The organism is Pseudoxanthomonas sp. JBR18, from assembly GCF_028198165.1.
GTDB lineage: Bacteria > Pseudomonadota > Gammaproteobacteria > Xanthomonadales > Xanthomonadaceae > Pseudoxanthomonas_A.
The window spans coordinates 708,936-732,499 of the sequence record NZ_CP116339.1 but is presented as its reverse complement, the minus strand read 5'-3'; the positions used below and the strand labels follow the sequence as shown (position 1 = coordinate 732,499).

Genomic DNA, 23,564 nt, shown 5'->3' with positions numbered 1-23,564 from the left:
GCGGTCGACCGCGGCGGGCGTCGTTCATTGCGGGCCGCCGGCGGCCTCGATCAGGCCGCGCTGCAAGGCGTTGCCCAGGGCGGCCTCGCGGGTGCTGGCTTCCAGCTTGCGGTAGAGGTTCTTGAGATGGAACTTCACCGTGTTCTCCGACAGCGAGAGCCGTCGCGCGATCTGCTTGTTGGACTGACCACGGGCCAGCTGGCCCAGGACTTCCAGCTCGCGTTCGCTGAACAGCTGGGTGGCCAGGGTTTCCTCGCAGGAGAGCTTCTCCAGGAGGATATGGATGGTCAGGGCGCGCGTGGTTCCCGCGGCGGCCTCTGGATCATGCTGGCGGGCGCTGCGCAGCAGGGACTTGGTGGGCAGCCCTGGCTCCAGGGCGACCTGCCAGGCCCGCATGGAGGCGACATGGTCGAGCACGGCGTGCAGGGGGGGCAGGGCCTGGTCCATCTCGCCACGCTGATGCCGAACCAGGGCCAGGCGCAGCTGCACGCGGGCCAGATGGAACGCGTCGCCGTTTTCCACGGCGAAGGTCTGCTGGCGTTGCAGGATCGAAAGCGCCTGGCCGGCACGGCCGGCCTGGGCGTGCCAGCGTGCCAGGGCCATGCCCAGCGCGTGGCCCTGTCGCCAGCCATGGCCGCTGGACAATGCATGGATGAAGGCGGCCTCCCCGCCGGAGCGGGCCATGACCGCGTCGGCCACGGCCTGTCCGGGCAAGTCCATGAGCACGTCCAGGCGCCAGGCGGTGGCCAGATCGGCCAGACGCGCCAGGTGCCTGCGGGTAGCCAGGGCATCCATGCGATCGAGCAGGGCGCAGGCCTTGCGCCCGCTACGATCGTGCTGCCGTGCCAGGGTCAACGCTGTCCCGTAGCCGGAGGCGTAGACATCGACCCACCCGTCATCGCGTTCGAGGGTTTCCAGGGCGCCATCGAGCAGATCGGCGGCGACATCGTAGCGGCCGCGCTCGACCTGCAGCTGGGCCAGCAGGCAGCGGCATGCCGCAATGAGCGTGGAATCCCCGCCATGCGACTGCCCGGCCAGCGCCAACGCGCGTTGGTAGGTGTCCTCGGCGGCATCCAGCGCGCCACGATAGAACTGGCTCTGGCCCAGGTGGACCAGGGCATAGCCCAGGCTTTCCTGACTTGGCGCGCGGCCCAGGGTCTCGGCCGCCTCCCGTGCCAAGCGCTCGGCCGTGGCCAGCTCGCCACGGCCCAGCGCGGTGGTGGCGCAGATGCATAGCAATGTCCCGCGTCCCAGGTGGTCATCCTGATCCAGTGCGCAGGCCTGGGCATGGAGTTGGGTGATGCCGCGTGGATTGCCGCAGACCTGGTCCATCAAGTCGCGCAGCAAGGCTACGACCACGGTGTAGTCGCGTTCCAGCGGGGCACGCAGCTCCTCGCCGAAATCACGGAAGCGCTCCAGCAGGGTCTGCGCATGGCTGAACTCGCCCACGCGCATGTGCAAGTAAGCCTGGGTCAGGTTGAGGGCCGGGGTATCGCGGATCACCCGGACATCGAACTGTCGCAGGAGGCCGCGCACGGCGGCCGTGCCATGCCGCAGCAGCATCTGCCAGCTGCCGGCGCGGGCTACACATGCCGCGGCCAGCTCGGTGTCGCGCGCGCGCAAGGCGTGGCGGACCGCTTCGGGCAGCTGGTGGTGATCGGCGCACCATTGCGCCGCGCGTCGGTGCAGCGCACGGGCCTGGGCAGGTGCCTGGCGTTCGAGCTGCTGGTGGAGGAAATCGGCGAACAGTGGGTGATAGCGGAACCACTCGTGATCATCGTCCAGCGGCACCAGCAGGCCATGGAAGTGACCCAGGCAGACCAGCAGCTGGCCGCTGTCCTGGCGCCCGCGCATCGCGTTGGCCAGATCTGCGTTGAAGCGCTCCAGGCCGGAGGTTTCCAGCAGGAAGTCGCGCAGCGGGGCGTCCAGGTCGCGCACGACCTGTTCGGCTAGGTAGTTGGCCAGCAAGGCCGAGCGTCCAGAGAACCGGGCCACGTCCTCGCCCCGACGCCCGTCGCCGGCGATCCACAGAGCGGCCAGGCGTACCGCCACGGGCCAGCCTTCGGTCTTGTCGCGCAGGCGAGCGGCATCGGCGTCGCTGGAGGCCCCCAGCACCGCGCGCGTCTCGCCGGCATCCAGGGCCAGTTCGCTGGCGTCGATCCGCTGCAGGGCGCCGCGCACGGTCAGCTGCGACAGCGGCAGTGCAGGCGCGCGCCGCGTCGCAAGCAGTACGTGCAGCCGGGGCCCACCGTGTTCGACCAACAGGGTGATGATTTCATTGATGGCCGGGCTGGCGGCGCGATCGTAGTCGTCCAGCATCAGGACCAACGGCTGCTGCGCGCAACGGACTGCGCGCAGCAGGACGGTGCGCGTGGCGGCCAGATCGAGGTCGCGCCAATGGCTCGCGCCCAAGGGGGGCGTGAAGCTGTCGCCGGCGCCCAATCCCAGGGCCAGGGCCAGATACGCGAGCAACCGCGCGGGCTCGGCGTCATCCTCGTCCAGCGACAGCCAGGCGACCTGGGTCTGGCCCTGCTGGAGCAGATGCGCGTGCCATTGGGCGAGCAGGGTGCTCTTCCCGAATCCCGGCGGGGCCAGCAGCAGGGTCAGCGGGACCGACAGGCTCGCATCCAACTGCGCCATCAACCGCGATCGCGGGATGGCATCGACGTGCAGACGGGGTGGCTCGAGTTTGTCGGGAAGGATCCAGTCGCCGCTGGTGGTGCCCTCACGGGTGAGGGACGGACGCGGGCCGATCAGTGCAACGGGCTTGGCAACAGGCACACAGCTCTCCGCATGTGACCGGCTTCCCCCCAGGTAAGCCGGCGCATGGCACAAGACCGTTCCATGCGCGGTGGAACTTGCGCATCTGTCATGGTCCTGTGTCGGGGCCCCCGCCCATGCCCATCCTCTGGGCACCTTTCGATGACAGATATGCCACGTAAGTAGCGTTTTGCAAAGTGGCTGGTCATCGCGCGATGCGCGCGTTCGCCTTCACGCGATGGCTGAAAACGCCGTGCGCGCGGCTTCGAGCGTGTCTTTTATGACAATTTCGTCATGCGCGGCGGACAGGAAGCCCGCTTCGTACGCCGACGGCGCCAGGAAGACCCCGCGCTCGAGCATCGCGTGGAAGAACCGATTGAATGCGCCGGTGTCGCAAGCCGTGGCTTGGGTGTAGGTTTCCACCTTCTGGTCGGTGAAGAATAGGCCGAACATGGCGCCGACCTGATTGGTCGTCACGGCGACGCCTGCCTGGCGGGCCGCCGCCTCCAGCCCGGCGCATAGTGCCGCAGTCCGTTCCGATAGACGGTCGTGAAAGCCAGGTGCCTGGATCAGTTCCAGCATCGCCAGGCCGGCGGCCATGGCGACCGGATTGCCGGAAAGCGTGCCGGCCTGGTAGATCGGGCCCGCCGGGGCGATCTGGTTCATCAACTCGGCGCGGCCGCCATACGCACCCACGGGCATGCCGCCGCCGATGATCTTGCCGAACGTGGTCAGGTCGGGGGTGACGCCGTAGTAGGCCTGCGCGCCGCCAAGGGCGACACGGAATCCTGTCATGACCTCATCGAAGATCAGGACCGCGCCATGCTGGGTGCACAGCTCGCGCAGGTGCTGCAGGTAGCCGGGCAGGGGCGGGATGCAGTTGGCATTGCCGACCACGGGCTCGACGATCACCGCGGCGATTTCAGCGCCGATGTCCTCGAACAGCGCGGTGGCGCCTTCGAAATCGTTGTAGCTCAGGGTGGCGGTCAGTTCGCTCAGCCCGACCGGCACACCGGGCGAGGTGGGCACGCCGAGGGTAAGCATGCCGCTGCCGGCCTTGACCAGGAACGAGTCACCATGGCCGTGGTAGCACCCTTCGAACTTGACGATGCGCTGGCGGCCGGTGGCGCCGCGTGCCAAGCGGATGGCCGAGAGCGTGGCCTCGGTCCCGGAATTGACCATGCGCACCATCTCGCAGGCCGGGACCAGGCGGGTGATGGTCTCGGCCATGGTGACTTCGGCCGGGCAGGGCGCACCAAAGGACAGGCCGTCACGAATCGCGCGTTCAACCGCCTCGCGGACGGCCGGATGGTTGTGCCCGGCGATCATCGGCCCCCAGGACCCGACGTAGTCGATATAGCGGTTGCCGTCCACGTCGTACAGATAGGCGCCTTCGGCGCGCTGGACGAAGAACGGCTCGCCGCCGACCGACTTGAAGGCGCGCACCGGCGAATTGACGCCGCCGGGGATCAGCGCCTGGGCGCGGGCGAAAAGGGCGTGCGAGCGATCGTGGTGCATCAGCGGGTCCTGTGGGCGTCGCGCGGGGACGAAGCCCGACATTGTCGCGGCTGGGCCCGGTCGCGACCACCCCGGAAGCCCCGCCCACCCTGCCCACCTACCCGGCCGGGTGCCACCTACCCGTCGTGAAACGAACTTTGCCCCATGACGGCGCATAGCATCCGTGTCGCGTCGCGACATGCTGCGCCACGGGTTGCCGGTGTCGGTCCCGTGGTCAGGCTGGCGCGTGCGGCGCCACTTTGGGGAGTGGCGCCTTTTTCCGGCGTCTTGCCGAACCACCTTTCCGGGGAACCGCATCGATATGAACCGACTCATCCGCAGGAGCGCCTTGGCGCTCGCACTGACCGTGGCCGTCAATGGCGCCTATGCACAGTCCACCACCGGCCGCATCTTCGGCACCGTCAGCGGGGCCGGAGACGCGGATACCGTGCTGGTCCAGAGCAGCGGCGGCTTCTCGCGCGAGGTGAAAGTGGAGAACGGGCGCTATTCGCTCGGCAGCCTGCCGCTGGGCAAGTACACCGTCACATTGATGCACGACGGGCAGACGGTCGACTCGCGCGAGAACGTCTCGATCGTGGTCGGTGCCGGTACCGAGGTCGGCCTGTCGGCCGCCAGCGCTGCGACCGGAACCACCGATCTGGGCGCGGTGAAGGTCTCGGCCATGAGCATGTCGCCAATCGACGTCTCCAGCGTAGACACCCGCACCGTGGTGACCTCCGAGCAGCTCCAGCAGCTGCCGCTGGGTCGTAGTGCCGAGGCCATCGCGCTGCTGGCGCCCGGCGTGGTGGTCAACAGTGGCGGCTACGACAACGGTCCGCTGGGTGGTTCACTGCCGAGCTTCGGTGGATCTGCAGCGTCGGAGAATGCGTACTACCTCAACGGTTTCAATACCACAACAGCCTCCAACAACCTGGGCGGCCTGACCCTGCCCTATGGTGCCATCGACCAGCAGGAAATCTTCACCGGCGGCTACGGCGCACAGTACGGCCGCTCCAATGGCGGCGTGATCAACCAGGTCGGCAAGCGCGGTACCAACGACTGGAAGTTCGGTGCTTCGGTCATTTGGGAGCCCGATAGCCTCAAGGCCAGTCAGCGTGACACTTACTGGCGTCCTGATAGCCAGGCTTCCACGGTCGATAACACGGCTTATCGCTACGCGCGCGCCGCAGGCGGTCTCTACCAGCCGCTTAGCAAGGAAGAAGCCAGTCGCACGACCTATAGTGCCTACGTGGGTGGCCCGATCATCAAGGACCGACTGTTCTTTTTCCTGGCTGGTGAAGAGGCCAAGTCAGACGGCATCCGTATGCTGAGCAACCGAGACGCTGGGGCCACCGGCCAAACTAACGGGGTGGGTGTAGGTGGTCTAACTGATTACGACTATACCCAGAAGCGCTGGTACGCCAAGCTGGACTGGTACATCACCGACGACCACTTACTGGAATTCACCAGCGCAGGCGACAAGTCCGAAACTGGTGGCCGCATCTACAACTACGACTACGCCAACCGGACCCGTCTGGCATACAACACCAACGAGCAGAAGCAGGAAACCGGTCCGACACTCAATCTGGGTAAGTACACGGGCTACTTCGGCGACAACGTTACGGTGACGGCGCTGTATGGCAAGATGCGCACACCTGACCGGGTGACGCCGTTCAATTACGACGCGGCAAACGGTCCGCTGATCAATGATCCTGGTTTGCAAAATCCCGCATACAACGGTGGATCGGCGATTCAAAATTCTCAGCTGGTCGGCTCCCTGAGCGCCTCTGACCGTGCTTACGAGAAAACCAATCTGCGCCTCAATCTGGAGTGGCGCCTGGGCGATCACGCCGTCAGCGTCGGTATCGACAACCAAAAATCCAAAGGAATTGACGTGGGGTCCGTGCTGTCCGGGCCCGGATATTCGTGGACTTATGGGCAGACTGGAGATCCTTTGGGAATTCAAACCAACGGCCGCCTGAATGATTATCCCGCCGCCGACGGAAGCGCCGGTGTGCCTAGCCCTGGCCTGGCCGATCCGACCTACGGATCGGAGGGGTACTACGTCATCCAGAACATCAATACCAGCCTTTATTCGTACGAGGCCGAGCAGAAGGCTTGGTACATCGAAGACAAGTGGCAGGTAACTGACAATGTCCTGCTGAGCTTGGGATTGCGCAACGACGAGTTCACTAACTACACACCCTTCGGCCAGGCGTACATCAATTTAAAGAATGCCTGGGCGCCACGGCTAGGCTTCAGCTGGGATGTGCACGGTGACTCAAGCCTCAAAGTATTCGGCAACGTCGGGCGTTACTACCTTGGGCTTCCTCTGTCTCCAGTTGGACTTTTCACGCCCTCAATCTCGACCAGTACCTATTACACATACAGTGGTATCAACGCTGACGGCACACCGGTCTTGGCGACGCAGCTAGCCGCGCCTGTCTCGGCCAACTCACGTTTCGGAAATATCGCGGATGTGCGCACTGCGGTGGTAGATGACATCGAGGGAGAAAACCAGGACGAAATCATCTTGGGCTTCACCAAAGAGATGGAGAACGGCTGGATTTTTGGCATGCGTGGGACGCATCGCCGCCTGAATGCTGGTATCGACGATCAGAACTACGACAGCAACAACAGGGCACTGGTGGAGGCTGCTGCGGCCCAGGGCATCACCATCGACTGGTCGCAGGTCTCCGGTGCAGCATTGATCAATCCCGGAGAAACGAACTCTTGGGGTGTGATCGGCACCGATGGTCAGTTCTATCAGGTTGACGTGACCCGCGAGGCTGCGGGCTTCCCAAAACTTAAGCGTAATTATTCAGCGATCGAGTTCAACCTGGAGCGACCGTTCGACGGGAAGTGGTACACCAAGCTCAACTACGTCTGGTCGCATAGCTATGGCACGACTGAGGGGCAGCTGCGGTCAGACTTGTATCGCAGTGGTGGTGCGTTGGGCAGCTATCAGGGACAGGCCGCCGTGTCGACGACGCAGAGCTGGGACTATTCGCAGCTGATGGAACACATCAATGGCGACCAGTCCAATGATCACCGCCACCAGTTCAAGCTCTATGGCTATTACCAGATGACGCCCGAATGGGGCATCTCTGCAAATCTGAGCATGATCTCCGGTGGTCCGCGCCCGTGCCTGGGCAACTATTACGGGGACAATTATCAGCCGGGTGAAAATCCCCGAAATCCGAGTAGCGGTTATGGCAGTAGTTCCATTACAGGCGGGACATACCACTTTTGCTACAACCCAGAAACGGGTACAGGCGAGCCATCTCCTCCGGGGTCACATGGACGGCTTGGCTGGATCAACCAGCTTGATATGGGGCTGACTTACAAGCCGAACTTTGCCGATGGAAAGCTTGCTTTCAACCTCAACGTGTTCAATCTCACGAACGAGGACGCCGCAAGCACCGTTTATCCGTTCTCGCAGCTGCCTGACGGCAGCGTCAATCCGCTCTGGAACCAGCCCGTGGTCTATCAGCCGCCTCGTTATGCACGACTGAGTGTGAACTACGACTGGTAACTCGTGAGGCCGCCACGCGGGCAGTTCCGGGGTGGCAGTGCATCAAATATCCGCAATCCCACAGCGGGGCGTCGCCTTTCGGCGGCGCCCTTTTTTTCAGCACGAGGCAAGCATTGATGAAGACAAAGACGCTCCTGGCCGCGGTTCTGCTGTCCGGCCTGTCAGGCACTGCGGCGCAGGCCGGTGAGGTGGTGGTGGGCGAGCACGCGCGCCAGTTGCAGGCCGCCGCGATCAATCTGGACACCCACCTGGATACGCCGGCGCTGTTCGGGCAGCCGGGCTGGAAGATCACCGACCGGCACAGTCGCGCCGAAGACGGCAGCCAGATCGATTATCCGCGCATGGTCGAAGGCGGCTTGGATGGCGGCTTCTGGGTGGTCTACACCGGGCAGGGGCCGCTGGATGAAATGGGCAAGCTCAGAGCGCGCGACTTCGGTCTCAAGCGCCTGGGCGAGATTCGCGAGATGGTCGCGGCCAACCCCGACAAGTTCGCATTGGCCACCGTGGCCGGCGACGCGGCGCGGATCAAGGCCGAGGGCAAGAAGTCGGTCTACATCAGCATGGAGAATGCCTATCCGCTCTCGCACGATCCCACCCTGCTGAGCTATTACTACAAGGCCGGCCTGCGCATGCTCTCGCTGGTGCATGGCAGCCACAACGACTTCGCCGATTCGGCAGGCACCGCGCCGGGCGCGGTGACCGCGCGCGAGGGCCTGACCGACAAGGGTCGGCAGATGATCGTGGAAGCGAACAAGCTCGGCATCATCCTGGACCACTCGCATGCCTCGCCGGAGGTGTTCGACCAGATGATCGCCCTGTCCAAGGCGCCGATCATTCTGTCCCACAGCGGCGCCTGGGACGTCTACCCGCATCCGCGCAACCTGGACGACAAGCGGCTGAAGGTGCTGGCCGCGCACGGTGGCGTGATTCAGGTCAACTCCCTGGGCGGCTACCTCATCGACACCGGCGCCACCCCGGCGTATCGCGCCGAGCTGGGCAAGATCTACCAGTCCTTCGGCGGTCGGCGCGGGCTCGATGCCGACGCGCGCAAGCAGGCGATGGACCAGATCGCCGCGCTGGACGAGAAGTACGGCATCAAGAAGGCCAACTTCGACGACTACATGCGCCACCTGCTGCATATCATCAAGGTGGCCGGCTGGGAGCACGTCGGTCTGGGCGCGGATTGGGACGGCGGCGGCGGCGTGGTCGGTTACGAAGACATCACGGCACTGCCCAAGGTGGTGCAGGCGTTGCTGGACGCGGGCTACAACGACGCGCAGGTCTCCGCGATCCTGGGTGGCAACACGGTACGCCTGATCGAGAAGGTGCAGTCGCTGGCCGATCCGGAAGCGGTGAAGGCGGCGCTGGAGTAAGCCGGTAGCGCATCGGCCTGGGGCAGGGGCCGATGTTCGTTGCCTAATGCCAGGTCCCCACGGCCAAGGGGGCGATGTGTCGCGCCTCGCTAGGTGAAAGCCCGGCACTGCAGGGCTTGAAGCCGGGCGACGTTCGTTCTAGGCAAACAGCGCCTGGAACGCGCGCGCTGTGGCCACCGGGTCCGGTGCGTTGAAGACGCCGCCGATCGCGGCCACAAGATCGGCGCCGGCCGCGACGGCCGGCCCAGCGTTGTCTGGCGTCAGCCCGCCGATGGCCACGCGCGGGACGCCCATATCACGCGTTGCGGCGAAGACCGCGGGTGTAGCGCGGTGCGTGGTCGGTTTGCTGCGGCTGGCGAAGAACGCACCGAAGCTCACGTAGCTGGCGCCTTCGCGCACCGCCGCCTCGGCCAGCTCGGGCTGGTCGTAGCAAGAGGCACCGAGCACCGCCTGCGGCCCTAGGGCGTCACGCAGGTCGGCTAGCGGGGTGTCCAGGTCCTCGCGATGCAGCCCGGCGGCGCCGATGGCCCGCGCCAGGTCGGGATCGTCGTTGATGATCAGCGGGACGCCGGCGGCCTGGCACAGCGGCAGGAGCGTGTTCGCTTGGCGCTGGCGCTGGGCGGTGTCCGCTGTCTTGTTGCGGTACTGCAGCCAGGTGACAGCGCCGCTGTCCAGCAGCGACTGGACGCGCGTCAGCAGGGTGGTGTCGTCCAGGTCGGGCGTGATCAGGTACAGGCCACGGGGGGCGGAGGAGGGCATGGCGGCTTCCGGGGTGCGGGCGCGGCTGTGTGACAATGGAGCGCCCAGGTCCTGCGATTATCCGATGAGCGAACCCGACGACACCACCTATCGCAACTGGATGTGCGTGGTCTGCGGCTTCATCTATCGCGAAGCCGATGGCCTTCCCGAGGAAGGCATCGCACCCGGCACGCGCTGGGACGACATTCCCGACACCTGGACATGCCCGGATTGCGGTGTGACCAAGGACGATTTCGAAATGGTGGAGATGGACTGAGCCGGCGCGCTGGTCCCCCTTTCCCCGACACCTCCGAGGACACCATGCCCGAGCTGCTCGACGCCGTCGAACTGGAAACCGGCGCCCATCCCACCTGGACCGTGTTGTGGCTGCATGGCCTGGGTGCCGACGGCAACGACTTCGCCCCGATCGTGCCCGAACTGGTGCGGCCTGGCTGGCCTGCGCTGCGCTTCGTGTTCCCGCATGCGCCGGTGAGGCCGATCACCATCAACAATGGCTTGCCGATGCGCGCCTGGTACGACATCGCTGGCATGGACTTCGCCAACCGGGCCGATGCGGCGGGCGTGGACGAATCCATCGTCCAGGTCGAGGCATTGCTGGCGCGCGAGGCCGAGCGCGGCATCGGGCCCGACCACGTGCTGCTGGCGGGCTTCTCGCAGGGCGGGGCGATCACCCTGGCCGCCGGCGTGCGCCGCCGTGTGCCGCTGGCCGGCTTGATTGCATTGTCCACCTATCTGCCGGGCGCCGACCAGTTGGCTGGATTCGCGGCCGAAGCCGCCAAGGCCCAGCCAATCTTCATGGGGCACGGTAGTGCGGACCCGGTGGTGATGCAGGCGTTCGGACACCGCAGCGCACAGGCGCTGCAGGGCGCAGGGTTCGCCGTGGACTGGCACAGCTATCCGATGGCCCATTCGGTCTGCGCCGAGGAGATCCGTGACCTCGGCGACTGGATGTCCCAGCGCCTGGGCTGAGGCATGGACGCGTCCGAGCCTGGGCAGGACTGGTTGCCGCAGCTGTGCACGTTGCCGCGGTTGATGGTGATGCTGGGCCTGGCCGAACTGGTGATCGTGCTGTTGGGGCTGTCGCCTGATGGCGCGCCCCATTGGACGCTGGAGCATTTTCTTTCGGCCAGCGCCTTTGCGCTGTGGCAGGCCATCGCGGTCACCGCCTTACTGTGCGTGCTGCGCTCGCATCTGTCGCGCCTGCCGCAGGGGCTTGGAGCCGTGGCGGCGGTGCTGGTGGCCGGGGCTGTGGCGATGTTCTCGGCCTGTGCGCTCTACACGCTGTATACCGCAACCGGAGCGCAGATCGGTGCGCGCGCCGTGGGCTTCTGGCGCTTTACGCTGGGCAGTGCGGCGGTCGTCATGCTGATCACCGCGCTGGCGCTGCGCTACTTTTACGTCAGCGACCGCTGGGCGGCGCAGCTCTCGGCCAGCGCCCGGGCCGAGGCCGATGCGCTGCAGGCACGCATCCGCCCACACTTTCTGTTCAACAGCATGAACCTCATCGCCAGCCTGCTGCATAGCGCGCCGCAGGTGGCCGAGCGCGCGGTGCTCGATCTGTCCGACCTGTTCCGCGCCGCGCTCGGCGCGGGCGAGGACAACTCGACCCTGGCCCAGGAGGTCGAGCTGGCCGAGCGCTATTTGTCGATCGAGTCGCTGCGGCTTGGGGAACGCCTGAGCGTGTCCTGGGAACGACCCGAGCCGCTGCCCTGGGACTTGGTGCTGCCGCGTCTGGTCCTGCAGCCCATGGTGGAAAACGCGGTATTGCACGGGATTTCGCGCTTGCCGGCCGGTGGCTTGATCGAGATCGCGCTGCGGGTGGAGGGCCGCATGCTGCGTATCGTGGTCCGCAACCCGGCACCGGATCCCGCCGCTGCGCCCGCGTTGGCGGTGGGGCGCGGCGCTGGCCACGCGCAGCGCAGCATCGCCCATCGCCTGTCTTATCGCTTCGGTGCCGGTGCGCAGGTGACGGGGCTCTGGGCGCAGGGCTACTATGCCTGCGAACTCGCCATTCCCCTGGCCTGAGGTGCGCATGCCCCTGACCGTGGTGGTCGCCGACGACGAGCCCCTGGCGCGTGAGCGCCTGCGTAGCCTGCTGGCGGGTCAGCCCGATGTGACCATCGTGGCCGAGGCCGGCGATGGCCTGGCCGCGCTGCAGGCCTGCGCCGAGCATCGTCCGGATGTGGTGCTGCTGGACATCTCCATGCCCGGCGTGGATGGCCTGGAGGCGGCGCGGCATCTGGCCGCGTTCGATCCGCGCCCGGCGGTGGTGTTCTGCACGGCCTACGACGCGCATGCGCTGTCGGCGTTCGAAGCCGCGGCCATCGACTACCTAATGAAGCCGGTGCGTGCCGAACGCCTGGCCTCGGCGCTGGAGCGCGCCCGCACCTTCCTGGCTGGCCGCGCGTCCACGCCCGCCCCCACCAGCCAACAGGCGCGCACGCATCTGTGCGCGCGCTTGCGTGGCAGCCTGCGCCTGATCCCGCTGGACGAGATCCACTATCTGCAGGCCGAGGAAAAGTACGTGGTGGTGCATCACGCCCGCGGCGAGGATTTGATCGAGGAATCGCTCAAATCGCTGGAGGAGGAATTCGCCAGTCGCTTCGTGCGCATCCACCGTAACTGCCTGGTGGCGCGGCACGAACTGATGGAGCTGCGTCGGGTCGACGATGGCAAGGTGCAGGCCGTCCTGCGCCACGCGCCGGCACCGCTGGAAGTCAGCCGGCGCTGTGTGCCGGCCTTGCGCGAGACCGTCAAGACGCTCTAGCGGCGCCCGGCATGAGTGATGGCCCCCCTGGCAGCCTCGCGTTGCGGCGATAATGCGCCGATGAGATCGCTGCGCATCGCCACCCGAAAGAGCGCGCTCGCCCTGTGGCAGAGCGAATACGTCGCCGAACAATTACGCCTGGCCCATCCTGGTCTGGCCGTCGAACTGGTGCCCATGAGCACGCGCGGCGACGAGGTGCTGGACCGGTCGTTGGCCGCCATCGGCGGCAAGGGTCTGTTCCTCAAGGAGCTGGAGCTGGCCATGCTCGACGGCCGTGCCGATTGCGCCGTGCATTCGCTCAAGGATGTGCCGATGGAGCTGGACGGGCCCTTCGCGCTGCCGGCGATCCTGCCGCGTGCCGATCCGGCCGATGCCTTCGTCTCCAACGCCTACCGCCGGCTGGACGCGCTGCCGCACGGTGCGCGCGTGGGCACCTCCTCGTTGCGTCGCCAGGCGCAGCTGCGGGCGCTGCGTCCGGACCTGCAGTTGACCGACCTGCGCGGCAACATCAATACCCGCCTGGCCAAGCTCGATGCCGGGGAGTACGACGCCATCATCCTGGCTTGCGCCGGCTTGCAACGGTTGAGCCTGGAAGCGCGCATCGCCGCGCGCCTGGCGGCGCCCGCGTGGCTGCCGGCGCCAGCGCAGGGCGCGATCGCAGTGGAATGCCGCAGCGATGCGCCGCAGGTGCTGGCGCTGTTCGCCGCACTGGACCATGTCCCGACCCGGCGCTGCGTGGAAGCCGAGCGCGCCATGAACCGCGCCCTGCACGGCAGCTGCCACGTGCCGGTGGGCGCGTTCGCCGAAGAAGGTGTGGACGGCATGACGCTGCGCGGACTGGTTGGTTCGGCCACGCACGGCCTGCTGGTCAAGGCCGAAGCGAGTTCGGGCGATCTGTCGCCTGAGAATCTGGGCCATCAGGTCGCCCAGGCGCTGCTGGCCAACGGCGCCGACGCGCTGTTGGCCGAACTGGACGCCTGAGCGTCCCGGCGCGCCGTCACGATGCCGCGTGCGCTGGAAACCCGGTTGCCACCCCCGGTGCTGCTTGGGTTGCTGGGCATCGGGCTGTGGTGGGCCGCTCGCCGCTGGCCGGACTGGACCAGCGCGTGGTCGGGCGCGCCTTGGATCGGGGCGGCGATCGCACTGGGGGGGGGGTACTGGAATGTGGCGCCCAAGCGCCGCTTCCGGCGCGCGGCGACCACGGTCAATCCCATGCGTCCGCAGTCGGCCCGTGCGCTGGTCACCACGGGGCTGCACGCACGCAGCCGCAATCCGATGTACGTGGGCCAGGTGCTGGTGCTGGCCGGCTGGGGCGTCGGGCTGCGCACCGGACTGGTGGTGCCCGCGCTGCTGGTGCAGGTCCTGTGGCTGACCTGGCTGCAGATCGTGCCGGAGGAGCGTGCGCTGCAGGCGCGCTTCGGCGAGGCCTACACCGCGTATCGCCAGCGCGTGCGTCGCTGGCTCTAGCCCGAGATCCATGGGACCTGGAAAAAAGAAGGCCGGCGCGGTTGCCCGGCCGGCCTTCCCGATCGCGCTTAGCGCGGCTTACTTGAAGTTGTAGACGATGTTGACCGTGGTGAGGTTGTCGGTCTTCTTGGTGCCTTCGTCCACTTCGGTGTTGTGGCGGGTTTCCAGTCCGGCCTTGAGGGCGAGCTTCTCGGTCATCGCCACCTGCAGACCAAACAGATTCTTGAGGAAGGTGTTGTCGCTGCCCGACTCGACCAGGAAGGTGTCCACCAGCGAGGTGGTCGGCGTGAGTTGCAGGCTGTAGTCGGCCAGGCCGCGGGCGATGGCCTCGTTATGGTGAACCTGCACGCCCTGGTCCTTGGACCAGCGGTAACCCGGGCCGGCTTCCAGGGTCAGGTGCTGCTTGTCGGTCTTGATGGCCTCGTAGCCATAACCGATGGCGGTCGACCACTGGTACTCGTAGCTGGTGTAGTGATCGCGCTCGTTGCGCACCGAGCCCCAGATGTAGCTGCGGTCGGAGACGCGGAAGCCGCTGGTGTCGAACAACTCGTAGCGGCGCGCGGTTTCCTCGCCGTCGTCCTTGGCGTACTGGGTGCTGGCGCCGAAGGAGTGCTTCCACTGAGAGCTGCTGTAGGCGAAGTTGAGCTTGCCCACGAACGAATCGTTCTCGGTGTTGCCGCGCGACATCGAAAAGCCCAGCTCGCCCGTGCCGGCCCAGCCGGTGTCGTTGCCGCCGCCCACGGCGGGAACGCTGGAGGTCACGGCGGCCGTCTGGGCCAGGGCGGGCAGGGGGGCGATCATCGCCAGCAGCAGCGCAGGCACGAGGCGGTGGGGCATGGTCAGGGCTCCTTGGGTGGGGAATGCTTGAGTGGGGGAATACATGGAGAACGAAGACGAAAAAAGCCGGTGTTCAGCCGGCTTGTCGGACGCATCTTCGGTTTTCCTACTTGAATCGCCGTGAAATAGGCCCGGATCATCCCGATGCGACCGGCGTGTCGATCACGATGGACGGATCATTGAAACGACTGTAACGCACGGTCATCGTATAAGGCTGCCCCTGCGACTGGCCCTGATGGCGCAGCTGCAAGGGCAGACCGTCGGGACCGATCCAGTAGGTGAAGGTCACCGGCTGGTCGGTCGGGCCATTGCGCACGAGGTACTCGCGGGCACGCACGCCATCAAGCGTCTGGCTGCCCTGCGCCTGGACCTCCAGTTCGGCATGATGGTCGTGCAGCCGCATCGGGTCGCGCCATTGCGCCACGGTGCCTTCGGGCAACTGCATCTTGCGGGTCTGGCCCTGCGACTGCAGGTACAGCACGTCACCGATGATGACCTGGGTCCCCATGGGCATGGTCATGCGATAGCGGTCGGGGGCCACGAAGTCCAGCGCATTGACCGTCTCGCGCGCGCCCTCCAGGGTCATCTCGGCGTGGAAGCTGCGGGCGTCCATGAAGGCTTCCATCGACTGCTCCACCCGCGCCAGGGCGGTGTCCTGGCCCGCGCCTGTTGCCTGGCCCGGCCCGGAGGTGGGCTCGGGACGCTGGGAGGCATCCTGGCAGGCGCCCAGCAGCAGGCAAGCCAGGAGGGGCAGGACGGCGGAACGCATGACGGAACTCCGGTGGGGGCAAGGGCGCCCGCGCCATTTTGCGTCTTGCGCGGTGAACGTCGGCCGATGCATTCACGCCGCGCTCGGCCATAATCCCGGGCATGGACAAGATCGAACGCATCACCGCGCTGCATCGCATCCTCAAGGGGGCGCGCTACCCGGTCACCGTCAAGCGCCTGCAGGACGAACTGGGGTGCTCGCGCGCCACCGTCTACCGCGACCTCGCCTATCTGCGCGATGCGCTGATGGCGCCGGTGGAGGGCGATGGCGAGGCTGGGTTCCGTTATGCGGCCGGCGAGAGTGATCGTTTCGAACTGCCCGGGTTGTGGCTCAGTTCCGATGAGCTCTACGCCCTGGTCGCCTCGCAGCAGCTGCTGCTGCGCACCGGTGGCGGCGTGCTCGCCGGCGCGCTGGCACCCTTGCAGAAGCGCCTGGAGGGCCTGCTGGCCGACCATGCCGGCGCCGAGCGCTGGCCGGTGGAGCGGGTGCGGGTGATCCCACATCGCGGGCGCAAGCTGGACGAGGCCGCCTTCCGCTGCGTGGCCAGCACCGTGCTGGAACGGCGTCAGTTGAGCTTCGAGTATCGCGCCCGCTCCACCGACGAGCGCACCCGACGCATCGTCTCGCCCCAGCGCATCACCCACTATCGTGACAACTGGTATCTGGATGCCTGGGACCACGGGCGCGAGGCGCTGCGCAGCTTCGCGGTGGATCGCATCAACAACGCCCGCGCGCTGGACGAGGTCGCGCGCGAGATGGGCAAGGACGAGCTCAGCCAGCACCTGGCCTCCAGCTACGGCATCTTTTCCGGCGAACCCAAGGGCTGGGCGACCATCGTCTTCAGCCCCAAGGCCGCGCGCTGGGTCGCCGACGAGCAATGGCATGCGCGCCAGGAAGGGCGCTTCCTGGCCGACGGGCGCTACGAGTTGAAGGTGCCCTACAGCGCCTCGCGCGAGCTGCTGATGGACGTGCTGCATTACGGTTCGGATGCCGAGATCGTCAGCCCGCCAATGCTGCGCGAGCAGGCCAAGTCGCTGCTGGAACTGGCCCTGACCAATTACGCCAGCGGCAGCTGACCGCCGGCGCGGCGCCGGTGCCGGAACCGGCGTCCGTTACCATGGGCCTGTCGTCGCCCTGTCTCACCCGCGTGCCATGCCGTCCGATGGCGCCGGGGCATGACTGCGGCCTGTCCTCTCCCCACCGAGCAACGTCCCACCGTGTCCACCGAACCCAGACCGTCGCGCTCCATTCATGTCGTCGCCGCCGCCATCACCGATGCGCGCGGACGCCTGCTGCTGGCCCGTCGCGGTGACGGGCGCGACCTGGCCGGCTTGTGGGAGTTCCCCGGCGGCAAGCGCGAGCCGGGCGAGACGCCGGAAGACACGCTGATCCGCGAGTTGCAGGAGGAGCTGGGCATCACCGTGCAGGTCGGCGCGCCGATCATGCGCGTACCGCACCTTTATCCCGACAAGTCGCTGCTGCTGGACGTGCGCCGGGTGACCTCGTGGAAAGGCGTCCCGCGCGGGGTCGAGGGCCAGGCGCTGGCCTGGGTCGCGCAGGACAAGCTGACCCGCTATCCCATGCCCGCCGCCGACAAGCCGGTGGTGGCCGTCCTGCAGCAGCCGGACCGCTATCTGGTCACGCCCGAGCCGGGTGCCGACCACGCGGCCTGGCTGGCCACGCTGGAGGTCGCGCTGGCCCAGGGCATCGGCCGCGTGCAGCTGCGTGCGCGTTCGATGGAAGCCGATCCGGCGTGGCCGGCGCTGGCCGCGCAGGCCGTGGCCCTGTGCCGGCGGGCCGGTGCCGAGGTGCTGGTCAACAGCACCGCCAAGCTGGCGCGGGAGCTGGGCGCTGGCCTGCACCTGCGCGGCGAACAACTCGCCCGGCTGAGTGCGCGCCCGCTGCCGGGCGGCGTCCCGCTGGCGGCCTCGTGCCATTCGCTGGCCGAACTGGAGCAGGCCGAGGCGCTGGGCTGCGACTTCGTCACTCTCGGCGACCTGCACTCCACGCCCGGCCATCCTGAGCGTCCGACGCTGGACTGGGCCGGCTTTACGCGGATGCGCGAGCGCGTGGCCCTGCCGATCTACGCGACCGGCGGCCTGGGCGTGGACGATATCGGTATCGCGCGCCAGCACGGCGCCCAGGGCGTGGCCGCGATGCGCGGCCTGTGGCCGGCGCAGGCCTAGTCACGGAAGGCGCTGGGCGCCCGGCGCACGCCTACGCGGCGGCCATCATCCGGTAACGCGCATCCAGTTCGGTCACCGCCTGGTCGAGCTCGTCCAGGTCCCCGTCATTGCGGACGATGTCATCGGCGATCTCCAGCCGCTGTGCGTCGCTGGCCTGGGCCTGGATCATCCGCGTGGCCAGCGCTTCGTCGATCCCGTCGCGGGCCAGCAAGCGCGCCATGCGTACGTCCAGCGGCGCGGTCACCACGCAGATCCGATGCAGCCAGGGATAGCGCGTGCGTCCGCCGCCTTCGGCCAACAGCGGGATCATCGCCACCGCATAGGGGCCGGCGGCCGCGTGGCACTGCGCCTGGAGTCCGGCGCGCACGGCGGGGTGGACGATGGCCTCCAGGGCCTGGCGCGCCTGCGCGTCGTCAAAGACGCGGCGCCGCATTGCGGCCCGATCCAGGCGGCCCTGGTTATCAAGCACGGTGTTGCCGAAGTGGTCCGCGATGGCCGCCAGCGCCGGGGTGCCGGGTTCGACCACCTCGCGGGCGATGCGGTCGGCGTCGGCCACGAAGATCCCGCGCGCGGCGAACGCGCGCTCCAATGCGCTCTTGCCCGAGGCGATGCCGCCGGTGAGGCCGATGCAGGTTTGGCTCATGTCGGCATTATCTCCGCCGCAGCATGGAGATGGGGCTGGCGGATGCGGCCTGCTTGCCTACAGCCAGCGGCGCACCCGCGCGCAGTACTGCAGGTAGGCGGCGCCGAACTCCCGACGCAGGCGGGCTTCCTCGAAGGGGATCAGCACGCGCTGCAGCGCCAGCAGCGGAAGCGGGAGCAGCGCCAAGGCCCACGGCACCACCAGATAGCCGGCCAGGCCCACGTAGCTGAGGACCAGGGCCACGTACATCGGATTGCGGCTGAAGCGGTACGGACCGCGCAGGACCAGGCCAGAGGGCTGGCCGCCGGGCAGGATGGTCGTGCGGCGCAGCCCGAACAGGACGAAACAGACCACGGCCAGGCCGAGCGCGGCGGTGGCCAGCAGCGAGCCGGCCCACTGCATGACCAGCAGCGGCAGGTCGCGGGGCAGGGGCAGCGAGAGCACGCGCTGCAACAATGCGGCGGCGCCAAAGGCGGCCATGAAATGCAGCGGCGAGGTCAGACGCACCAGCAGGGGAGCCGTCCCACGCCGGGCACCGGCCCGCTCCATCATCCGTTCTTCCAGCACGCCCTGCGGTCTTCCCTGCTTCATTGAAGCGCCATCTTAGCCTGCATGGCGCACCACGCGGGCCGGCGGCCTGGTTATCGCCCTTACACTGGACAGCCCCTGCTGCCGGTTGTCGCGTCATGTCGCACCTCGTCCGCCGTTTCGTCAGCGTGCTGGGCACGTGCTGTCTGGCGACCGGGCTGGCGCTATGCGTCGCGCAGGCGCCGGCGCGCGCCGAGACGTCGGGCGGATTCGAACTGGTTGCACTCGGCGTGCGCGGCGGCCTGGACGACAGCAACCTGTCCTCCTACCTGATCCGCGCCCAAGGCGATGCGCACTACCTGGCGCTGGATGCGGGCACGCTGCTGCCGGGCATCGACCGGGCGCTGGCGCGCGGGGCCTTCGCCGATGCCGGGCCGGCCGGAGGCGACACGGCGCAGGGGCATGTGTTCCACGACCTGATCGCCGGCTATTTCATCAGTCACGCCCATCTGGACCATGTCGCCGGCCTGCTCATCGCCGCCACCGACGACACTGGGCACAAGCCGGTCTACGGCCTGCCCTCGACCCTGCAGGTGCTCAGCGATGACTACTTCAACTGGCAGGCCTGGCCCAATTTCGGCGATCGCGGGGCCAAGCCGGCCCTGGGACGCTATCGGCTCACCGAGACCGCGCCCGGGCAGTGGTTCGACATTCCCGACACCACACTTTCGGCCCAGGTCTATCCGCTGTGGCACGACCGGATCACCTCCTCGATGATCCTGCTGCGCCATGGCGATGCGTATTTCGCCTACTTCGGCGACACCGGGCCGGATGCCTTGTCCGGCGGCGGTCATCACCTGGCCGATATCTGGCAGGCGCTGGCCCCGCTGGTGCGACGCCACGCGCTCAAGGGCTTGCTGATCGAGGCGTCCTATCCCAATGAGGTGACCGATGCGCAGCTGTTCGGCCATCTCACTCCGGCCTGGCTGGAACGCGAGCTGGGAGCCCTGGCCGAGGCGAGCAGTGATCCGGAGGCGCTCAAGGGCCTGAAGGTGCTGGTCGGACACACCAAGCCCAGCCTGAAGGCCGGGCGCGATCCACGCAGCCAGATCGCCGCGCAGCTGCAGGCGGGCAATCGGCTCGGCGTGCACTTCATCCTGCCCACCCAGGGCCAGCAGGTCGAAATGCCCTGACGGCGCGCCTTGCGGCGGTTGGCTGTGAATGTGTCGATGCTGACACACGAAAAACGGTACGGGTAACTTGCATTTTCGTAAGTAAAGTGTGAAAACGCTGTGCTGCTGTGCAGCATTCGTTGAGCACACGCGGGACGGACGGCCGGGACGCGACAGGGACAGCGCGCCAGGCGATGACGGACACGTCCCGCAGACAACGAGGCGCTGGCGCCCTGATTGCCGTTGTCTGCCCGGACCCCTTGCATGCCCGACGCACCCGCCGCATTCCCTCCCTTCCGTACCTCCGTGCGCCGCCGCCAGGGCTGGGTCGCATGACCCGCTGGTCCGGTTTCGCCCCCGCCGCCCATGGCAGCTCGGTCCGCACCGAACTGCTGGCTGGCTTCACCACCTTCTTGACGATGGCCTACATCGTCTTCGTCAACCCGGACATCCTGGGCGCGGCCGGCATGGACAAGGGGGCGGTGTTCGTCGCCACCTGCCTGGCTGCGGCGTTGGGTTCGGCACTGATGGGCCTGCTGGCCAACTGGCCGATCGGCCTGGCCCCGGGCATGGGCCTGAATGCCTTCTTCGCGTTCTCGGTGGTCGGCGCGATGGGGTATCCGTGGCCGCAGGCGCTGGGCCTGGTCTTCATCTCCGGCTGCGTGTTCGTGCTGCTCACCCTGACCGGGGCGCGGCGCTGGCTGGTGGATGGCATCCCGGTGTCGCTGCGCAGCGGCATCGCTGCCGGCATCGGGCTGTTCCTGGCCTTCATCGGCCTGCAGGGGGCGGGACTGGTCGTCGACAGTCCGGCCACTCTGGTCACGCTGGGCGACCTGCACCAGGCCGAGCCGTTGCTGGCACTGGCCGGGCTGATCCTGATCGGCGTGCTGGATGCGCTGCGCGTGCGCGGCGCGATCCTGATTGGCATCCTGGCGGTCACCGGCGCCGGCCTGGCCCTGGGCAAGGTGCACTACGCCGGCATGATCTCGCTGCCGCCGAGCCTGGCTCCGACCCTGTTCAAGCTGGACATCGCCGGCGCGCTGACCCAGCACGGCGGCGTGCTCGCACTGCTGCACGTGCTGCTGGTGTTCCTGCTGGTGGAAATGTTCGATGCCACCGGCACCCTGGCCGGCGTGGCCCAGCGTGCGGGCCTGCTAGAAAGGCCGGAGCAGCGTCGGCATTTCGACCGGGCGCTGGTGGCCGACAGCACCGCCATCCTGGCCGGCTCGCTGCTTGGGACCTCCAGCACCACCGCCTACGTGGAGAGCGCCGCCGGCGTGCAGGCCGGCGGCCGCACCGGCCTGACCGCGCTGACCGTGGCCGCGCTGTTCCTGCTGGCGCTGCTGTTCTCGCCGCTGGCCGGCATGGTGCCCGCGTATGCGACCGCCCCGGCGCTGATCTACGTCGCCGGCCTGATGCTGCGCGAGCTGATCGACCTGGACTGGGGCGACGTCACTGAGGCGATGCCGGCCTGTCTGGCGGCGCTGGCCATGCCCTTCACCTATTCCATCGCCAACGGCCTGGCCCTGGGCTTTGTCAGCTACGCGCTGCTAAAGCTGGGCACCGGCCGCTGGCGTGGCGTGCATGTGGCGACCTGGGTGGTGGCCGCGCTGTTCGTCCTGCGTTTCGCGCTGTAGCGCACCTGTGCCCGCGCCGAGGGCGTGGGTTCTTTCGCAAGCAAACTCAAGAGGTCTGGATGCACGTGGTAGGCAGCAAGGCAATCTGGGGTGTGGTGTTGGGCGCGGTGCTGGCCGGCCCGGCGTGGGCCGCCGACGGTAGCCGCGCGATGTCCACCCGCGAGGCACAGGTCGCCGCGCGGATGCAGGCGGTCGCCGGCAACGGCGCGCAGCTGCGCGCCTTCCTGCAGGCCATGCCCAAGGGCGGCGACCTGCACAACCATCTGGGTGGCAGCGTCTACGCCGAGGACTTCCTCAAGTGGGCCGCGCAGGACGATGCCTGCATCAGCGTGGCCGACCACGCGCTGGTGATGCCGCCGTGCGGCGACGGCCAGGTGCCGGCCAAGGGCCTGGACGCGCGTGACCCGGCCTTCTATGCCGAGACGGTCGACGCGCTGTCGATGCGCAACTACATCCCCGGCCATCCGGCGGCCTCGGGACACGACCAGTTCTTCAGCACCTTCGGGCGCTTCAGTGGGCTGGAAGATCGTCGTGCCGAGGCGGTGGCCGTGACCCTGGAACAGGCCGCGCGCGACCACGTGTCGTATGTGGAGCTCATCGCCAATCCCGCGCAGTCCAAGACCTTGGGCGCCAAGGCCGGCGCACTGGCCTGGAACGGCCAGGATTTCGCCGCCGACCTGGCGCCGCTGCAGGCCGAGCTGCCGGCGCTGGTGGAACAGGCGCGGGCCTCCTTCGCCGAACTCGATGCGCGCGTGCGCCAACTCCTGCGCTGCGGCCAGGCCGATGCCAGTCCGGGCTGCCAGGTCGGCTACCGCTACCAGCCCTACGTGCTGCGCGTGCTGCCACCGCCGGTGGTGTTCGGCCAGATGGTCATGGGCTACGCGCTGGTCCAGGCCGACCCGCAGCGTTTTGCCGCGCTCAACATCGTCGCGCCCGAGGACAACCCGGTCGCGCTACGCGACTACCGGCTGCACATGGACATGTTCCGGTTCCTGTCCGGGCCTTACCCGCAGGTGCCGCTGACCCTGCATGCCGGTGAGCTGACCCTGGGCCTGGTGCCGCCGGCGGACCTGCGTTTCCACATCCGCGATGCCGTCGACGCGGGCGCCCGGCGCATCGGTCACGGCGTGGACATCGGCTACGAGGATGATGCCGCCGGCCTGCTGCGGGAGATGAGGGACCGGCATGTCGCGGTGGAGATCAACCTGTCCAGCAACGACGGGATCCTGGGCGTGAAAGGCACCGAGCATCCGCTGCACATGTACCTGGATGCTGGCGTGCCGGTGGTGCTGTCCACCGATGACGAAGGCGTCTCGCGCAGCGACATGACCCACGAATACCAGCGTGCGGTCACCGAGCAGGGCCTGGACTACGCCACGCTCAAGCAGATCGCGCGCAACGGCCTGACCTATGCCTTCATCCCCGGCCAGAGCCTGTGGGCCGCCGACGGCCGCACGCCCGGCAAGGCCTGCGCGGCGTCGCTGGCCGCCGGGCGCACCGATGCAGGCTGCGCCGCGCTGTTGAAGCAGAGCGAGAAGGCCCGCCGCCAGTGGCAGCTGGAGCGCGACCTGGCCGCCTTCGAGACCGCGCAGCTGCGGGAGGCCCGCTGATGGGGCGTCCCCACGGCCTGCTTG

20 protein-coding genes are annotated in these 23,564 nt (G+C 67.7%); 13 read left to right on the top strand and 7 right to left on the bottom strand.

The window, feature by feature from the left end:
• Positions 1-24: 24 nt before the first annotated feature.
• Together PJ250_RS03455 and hemL are read right to left on the bottom strand one after the other, a co-directional pair.
• The gene (locus tag PJ250_RS03455) at positions 25-2,781 is read right to left on the bottom strand and encodes a winged helix-turn-helix domain-containing protein (RefSeq protein ID WP_271647155.1); all 2,757 of its coding nucleotides are present in this window, start codon (positions 2,779-2,781) and stop codon (positions 25-27) included.
• Positions 2,782-2,991: 210 nt separating this feature from the next.
• The gene (hemL, locus tag PJ250_RS03450) at positions 2,992-4,278 is read right to left on the bottom strand and encodes a glutamate-1-semialdehyde 2,1-aminomutase (protein WP_271647154.1); all 1,287 of its coding nucleotides are present in this window, start codon (positions 4,276-4,278) and stop codon (positions 2,992-2,994) included.
• Between the two features lie 301 nt (positions 4,279-4,579).
• On the opposite strand from hemL, the gene PJ250_RS03445 reads away from it, so the two are divergent.
• Together PJ250_RS03445 and PJ250_RS03440 are read left to right on the top strand one after the other, a co-directional pair.
• Positions 4,580-7,792: a TonB-dependent receptor gene (locus tag PJ250_RS03445; RefSeq protein WP_271647153.1), complete on the top strand. Its 3,213-nt coding sequence runs from the start codon at positions 4,580-4,582 to the stop codon at positions 7,790-7,792.
• 116 nt (positions 7,793-7,908) lie between these two features.
• Positions 7,909-9,165 (top strand): dipeptidase, encoded by a 1,257-nt coding sequence (locus PJ250_RS03440; protein ID WP_271647152.1) that lies wholly within the window; start codon positions 7,909-7,911, stop codon positions 9,163-9,165.
• Positions 9,166-9,303: 138 nt separating this feature from the next.
• Here the strand turns inward: PJ250_RS03440 and thiE are convergent, their stop codons facing one another.
• A complete protein-coding gene (gene thiE / locus PJ250_RS03435; protein ID WP_271647151.1) occupies positions 9,304-9,924 on the bottom strand; it encodes a thiamine phosphate synthase in 621 nt (206 codons plus the stop codon).
• On the opposite strand from thiE, the gene PJ250_RS03430 reads away from it, so the two are divergent.
• Genes PJ250_RS03430 through PJ250_RS03405 form a run of 6 tightly spaced genes read left to right on the top strand, consistent with a single transcriptional unit; the run spans position 9,923 to position 14,158 of the window.
• The gene (locus tag PJ250_RS03430; protein WP_271647150.1) at positions 9,923-10,180 is read left to right on the top strand and encodes a rubredoxin; all 258 of its coding nucleotides are present in this window, start codon (positions 9,923-9,925) and stop codon (positions 10,178-10,180) included. The genes thiE and PJ250_RS03430 overlap by 2 nt on opposite strands.
• Positions 10,181-10,233: 53 nt before the next feature.
• On the top strand, positions 10,234-10,893 hold the full coding sequence (locus PJ250_RS03425) for an alpha/beta hydrolase (protein ID WP_271648513.1): 660 nt from the start codon (positions 10,234-10,236) through the stop codon (positions 10,891-10,893).
• A 3-nt stretch (positions 10,894-10,896) separates the two neighbouring features.
• A complete protein-coding gene (locus tag PJ250_RS03420; protein WP_271647149.1) occupies positions 10,897-11,949 on the top strand; it encodes a sensor histidine kinase in 1,053 nt (350 codons plus the stop codon).
• 7 nt (positions 11,950-11,956) lie between these two features.
• Positions 11,957-12,691 (top strand): LytR/AlgR family response regulator transcription factor, encoded by a 735-nt coding sequence (locus tag PJ250_RS03415; protein WP_271647148.1) that lies wholly within the window; start codon positions 11,957-11,959, stop codon positions 12,689-12,691.
• A gap of 60 nt (positions 12,692-12,751) precedes the next feature.
• Positions 12,752-13,672: a hydroxymethylbilane synthase gene (gene hemC, locus PJ250_RS03410; protein WP_271647147.1), complete on the top strand. Its 921-nt coding sequence runs from the start codon at positions 12,752-12,754 to the stop codon at positions 13,670-13,672.
• A 21-nt stretch (positions 13,673-13,693) separates the two neighbouring features.
• Entirely contained in the window at positions 13,694-14,158 is a 465-nt protein-coding gene (locus PJ250_RS03405) for a methyltransferase family protein (protein ID WP_271647146.1), read from the top strand.
• A gap of 78 nt (positions 14,159-14,236) precedes the next feature.
• Here PJ250_RS03405 and PJ250_RS03400 read toward each other — a convergent pair whose 3' ends face one another.
• Both PJ250_RS03400 and PJ250_RS03395 read right to left on the bottom strand, forming a co-directional pair.
• Positions 14,237-14,995, bottom strand: coding sequence for a DUF481 domain-containing protein (locus PJ250_RS03400; protein WP_271647145.1), 759 nt, complete (start codon positions 14,993-14,995; stop codon positions 14,237-14,239).
• A gap of 136 nt (positions 14,996-15,131) precedes the next feature.
• On the bottom strand, positions 15,132-15,764 hold the full coding sequence (locus tag PJ250_RS03395) for a hypothetical protein (protein ID WP_271647144.1): 633 nt from the start codon (positions 15,762-15,764) through the stop codon (positions 15,132-15,134).
• Between the two features lie 101 nt (positions 15,765-15,865).
• On the opposite strand from PJ250_RS03395, the gene PJ250_RS03390 reads away from it, so the two are divergent.
• Together PJ250_RS03390 and PJ250_RS03385 are read left to right on the top strand one after the other, a co-directional pair.
• The gene (locus PJ250_RS03390; RefSeq protein WP_271647143.1) at positions 15,866-16,840 is read left to right on the top strand and encodes a helix-turn-helix transcriptional regulator; all 975 of its coding nucleotides are present in this window, start codon (positions 15,866-15,868) and stop codon (positions 16,838-16,840) included.
• 141 nt (positions 16,841-16,981) lie between these two features.
• Positions 16,982-17,950: a Nudix family hydrolase gene (locus PJ250_RS03385; RefSeq protein ID WP_271647142.1), complete on the top strand. Its 969-nt coding sequence runs from the start codon at positions 16,982-16,984 to the stop codon at positions 17,948-17,950.
• A gap of 31 nt (positions 17,951-17,981) precedes the next feature.
• On the opposite strand, the gene coaE is transcribed toward PJ250_RS03385, so the two are convergent.
• On the bottom strand, positions 17,982-18,593 hold the full coding sequence (gene coaE, locus PJ250_RS03380; RefSeq protein WP_271647141.1) for a dephospho-CoA kinase: 612 nt from the start codon (positions 18,591-18,593) through the stop codon (positions 17,982-17,984).
• Between the two features lie 57 nt (positions 18,594-18,650).
• The gene (locus PJ250_RS03375; protein WP_271648512.1) at positions 18,651-19,142 is read right to left on the bottom strand and encodes a methyltransferase family protein; all 492 of its coding nucleotides are present in this window, start codon (positions 19,140-19,142) and stop codon (positions 18,651-18,653) included.
• Positions 19,143-19,279: 137 nt separating this feature from the next.
• Here PJ250_RS03375 and PJ250_RS03370 point away from each other — a divergent pair, with 137 nt between their 5' ends.
• The 3 genes from PJ250_RS03370 to PJ250_RS03360 all read left to right on the top strand — a co-directional run bounded on the left by PJ250_RS03370 (position 19,280) and on the right by PJ250_RS03360 (position 23,540).
• Positions 19,280-20,314 carry an MBL fold metallo-hydrolase gene (locus PJ250_RS03370; RefSeq protein WP_271647140.1) on the top strand — a complete coding sequence of 345 codons (1,035 nt, stop codon included), beginning with the start codon at positions 19,280-19,282 and terminating at the stop codon, positions 20,312-20,314.
• Positions 20,315-20,625: 311 nt separating this feature from the next.
• Positions 20,626-21,930 carry an NCS2 family permease gene (locus PJ250_RS03365; protein ID WP_271647139.1) on the top strand — a complete coding sequence of 435 codons (1,305 nt, stop codon included), beginning with the start codon at positions 20,626-20,628 and terminating at the stop codon, positions 21,928-21,930.
• Positions 21,931-21,989: 59 nt separating this feature from the next.
• Positions 21,990-23,540: an adenosine deaminase family protein gene (locus tag PJ250_RS03360; protein ID WP_271647138.1), complete on the top strand. Its 1,551-nt coding sequence runs from the start codon at positions 21,990-21,992 to the stop codon at positions 23,538-23,540.
• The last annotated feature ends 24 nt before the right edge of the window (positions 23,541-23,564 follow it).

Excerpts from the sequence above, each read along its gene's own strand:
- hemL (WP_271647154.1), bottom strand. The coding sequence starts at position 4,278 with ATGCACCACGATCGCTCGCACGCCCTTTTCGCCCGCGCCCAGGCGCTG.
- PJ250_RS03445 (WP_271647153.1), top strand. The coding sequence starts at position 4,580 with ATGAACCGACTCATCCGCAGGAGCGCCTTGGCGCTCGCACTGACCGTG.
- PJ250_RS03440 (WP_271647152.1), top strand. The coding sequence starts at position 7,909 with ATGAAGACAAAGACGCTCCTGGCCGCGGTTCTGCTGTCCGGCCTGTCA.
- PJ250_RS03430 (WP_271647150.1), top strand. The coding sequence starts at position 9,923 with ATGGCGGCTTCCGGGGTGCGGGCGCGGCTGTGTGACAATGGAGCGCCC.
- thiE (WP_271647151.1), bottom strand. The coding sequence starts at position 9,924 with ATGCCCTCCTCCGCCCCCCGTGGCCTGTACCTGATCACGCCCGACCTG.
- PJ250_RS03420 (WP_271647149.1), top strand. The coding sequence starts at position 10,897 with ATGGACGCGTCCGAGCCTGGGCAGGACTGGTTGCCGCAGCTGTGCACG.
- PJ250_RS03415 (WP_271647148.1), top strand. The coding sequence starts at position 11,957 with ATGCCCCTGACCGTGGTGGTCGCCGACGACGAGCCCCTGGCGCGTGAG.
- hemC (WP_271647147.1), top strand. The coding sequence starts at position 12,752 with ATGAGATCGCTGCGCATCGCCACCCGAAAGAGCGCGCTCGCCCTGTGG.
- PJ250_RS03405 (WP_271647146.1), top strand. The coding sequence starts at position 13,694 with ATGCCGCGTGCGCTGGAAACCCGGTTGCCACCCCCGGTGCTGCTTGGG.
- PJ250_RS03400 (WP_271647145.1), bottom strand. The coding sequence starts at position 14,995 with ATGCCCCACCGCCTCGTGCCTGCGCTGCTGCTGGCGATGATCGCCCCC.
- PJ250_RS03395 (WP_271647144.1), bottom strand. The coding sequence starts at position 15,764 with ATGCGTTCCGCCGTCCTGCCCCTCCTGGCTTGCCTGCTGCTGGGCGCC.
- PJ250_RS03390 (WP_271647143.1), top strand. The coding sequence starts at position 15,866 with ATGGACAAGATCGAACGCATCACCGCGCTGCATCGCATCCTCAAGGGG.
- coaE (WP_271647141.1), bottom strand. The coding sequence starts at position 18,593 with ATGAGCCAAACCTGCATCGGCCTCACCGGCGGCATCGCCTCGGGCAAG.
- PJ250_RS03375 (WP_271648512.1), bottom strand. The coding sequence starts at position 19,142 with ATGGAGCGGGCCGGTGCCCGGCGTGGGACGGCTCCCCTGCTGGTGCGT.
- PJ250_RS03370 (WP_271647140.1), top strand. The coding sequence starts at position 19,280 with ATGTCGCACCTCGTCCGCCGTTTCGTCAGCGTGCTGGGCACGTGCTGT.
- PJ250_RS03365 (WP_271647139.1), top strand. The coding sequence starts at position 20,626 with ATGACCCGCTGGTCCGGTTTCGCCCCCGCCGCCCATGGCAGCTCGGTC.
- PJ250_RS03360 (WP_271647138.1), top strand. The coding sequence starts at position 21,990 with ATGCACGTGGTAGGCAGCAAGGCAATCTGGGGTGTGGTGTTGGGCGCG.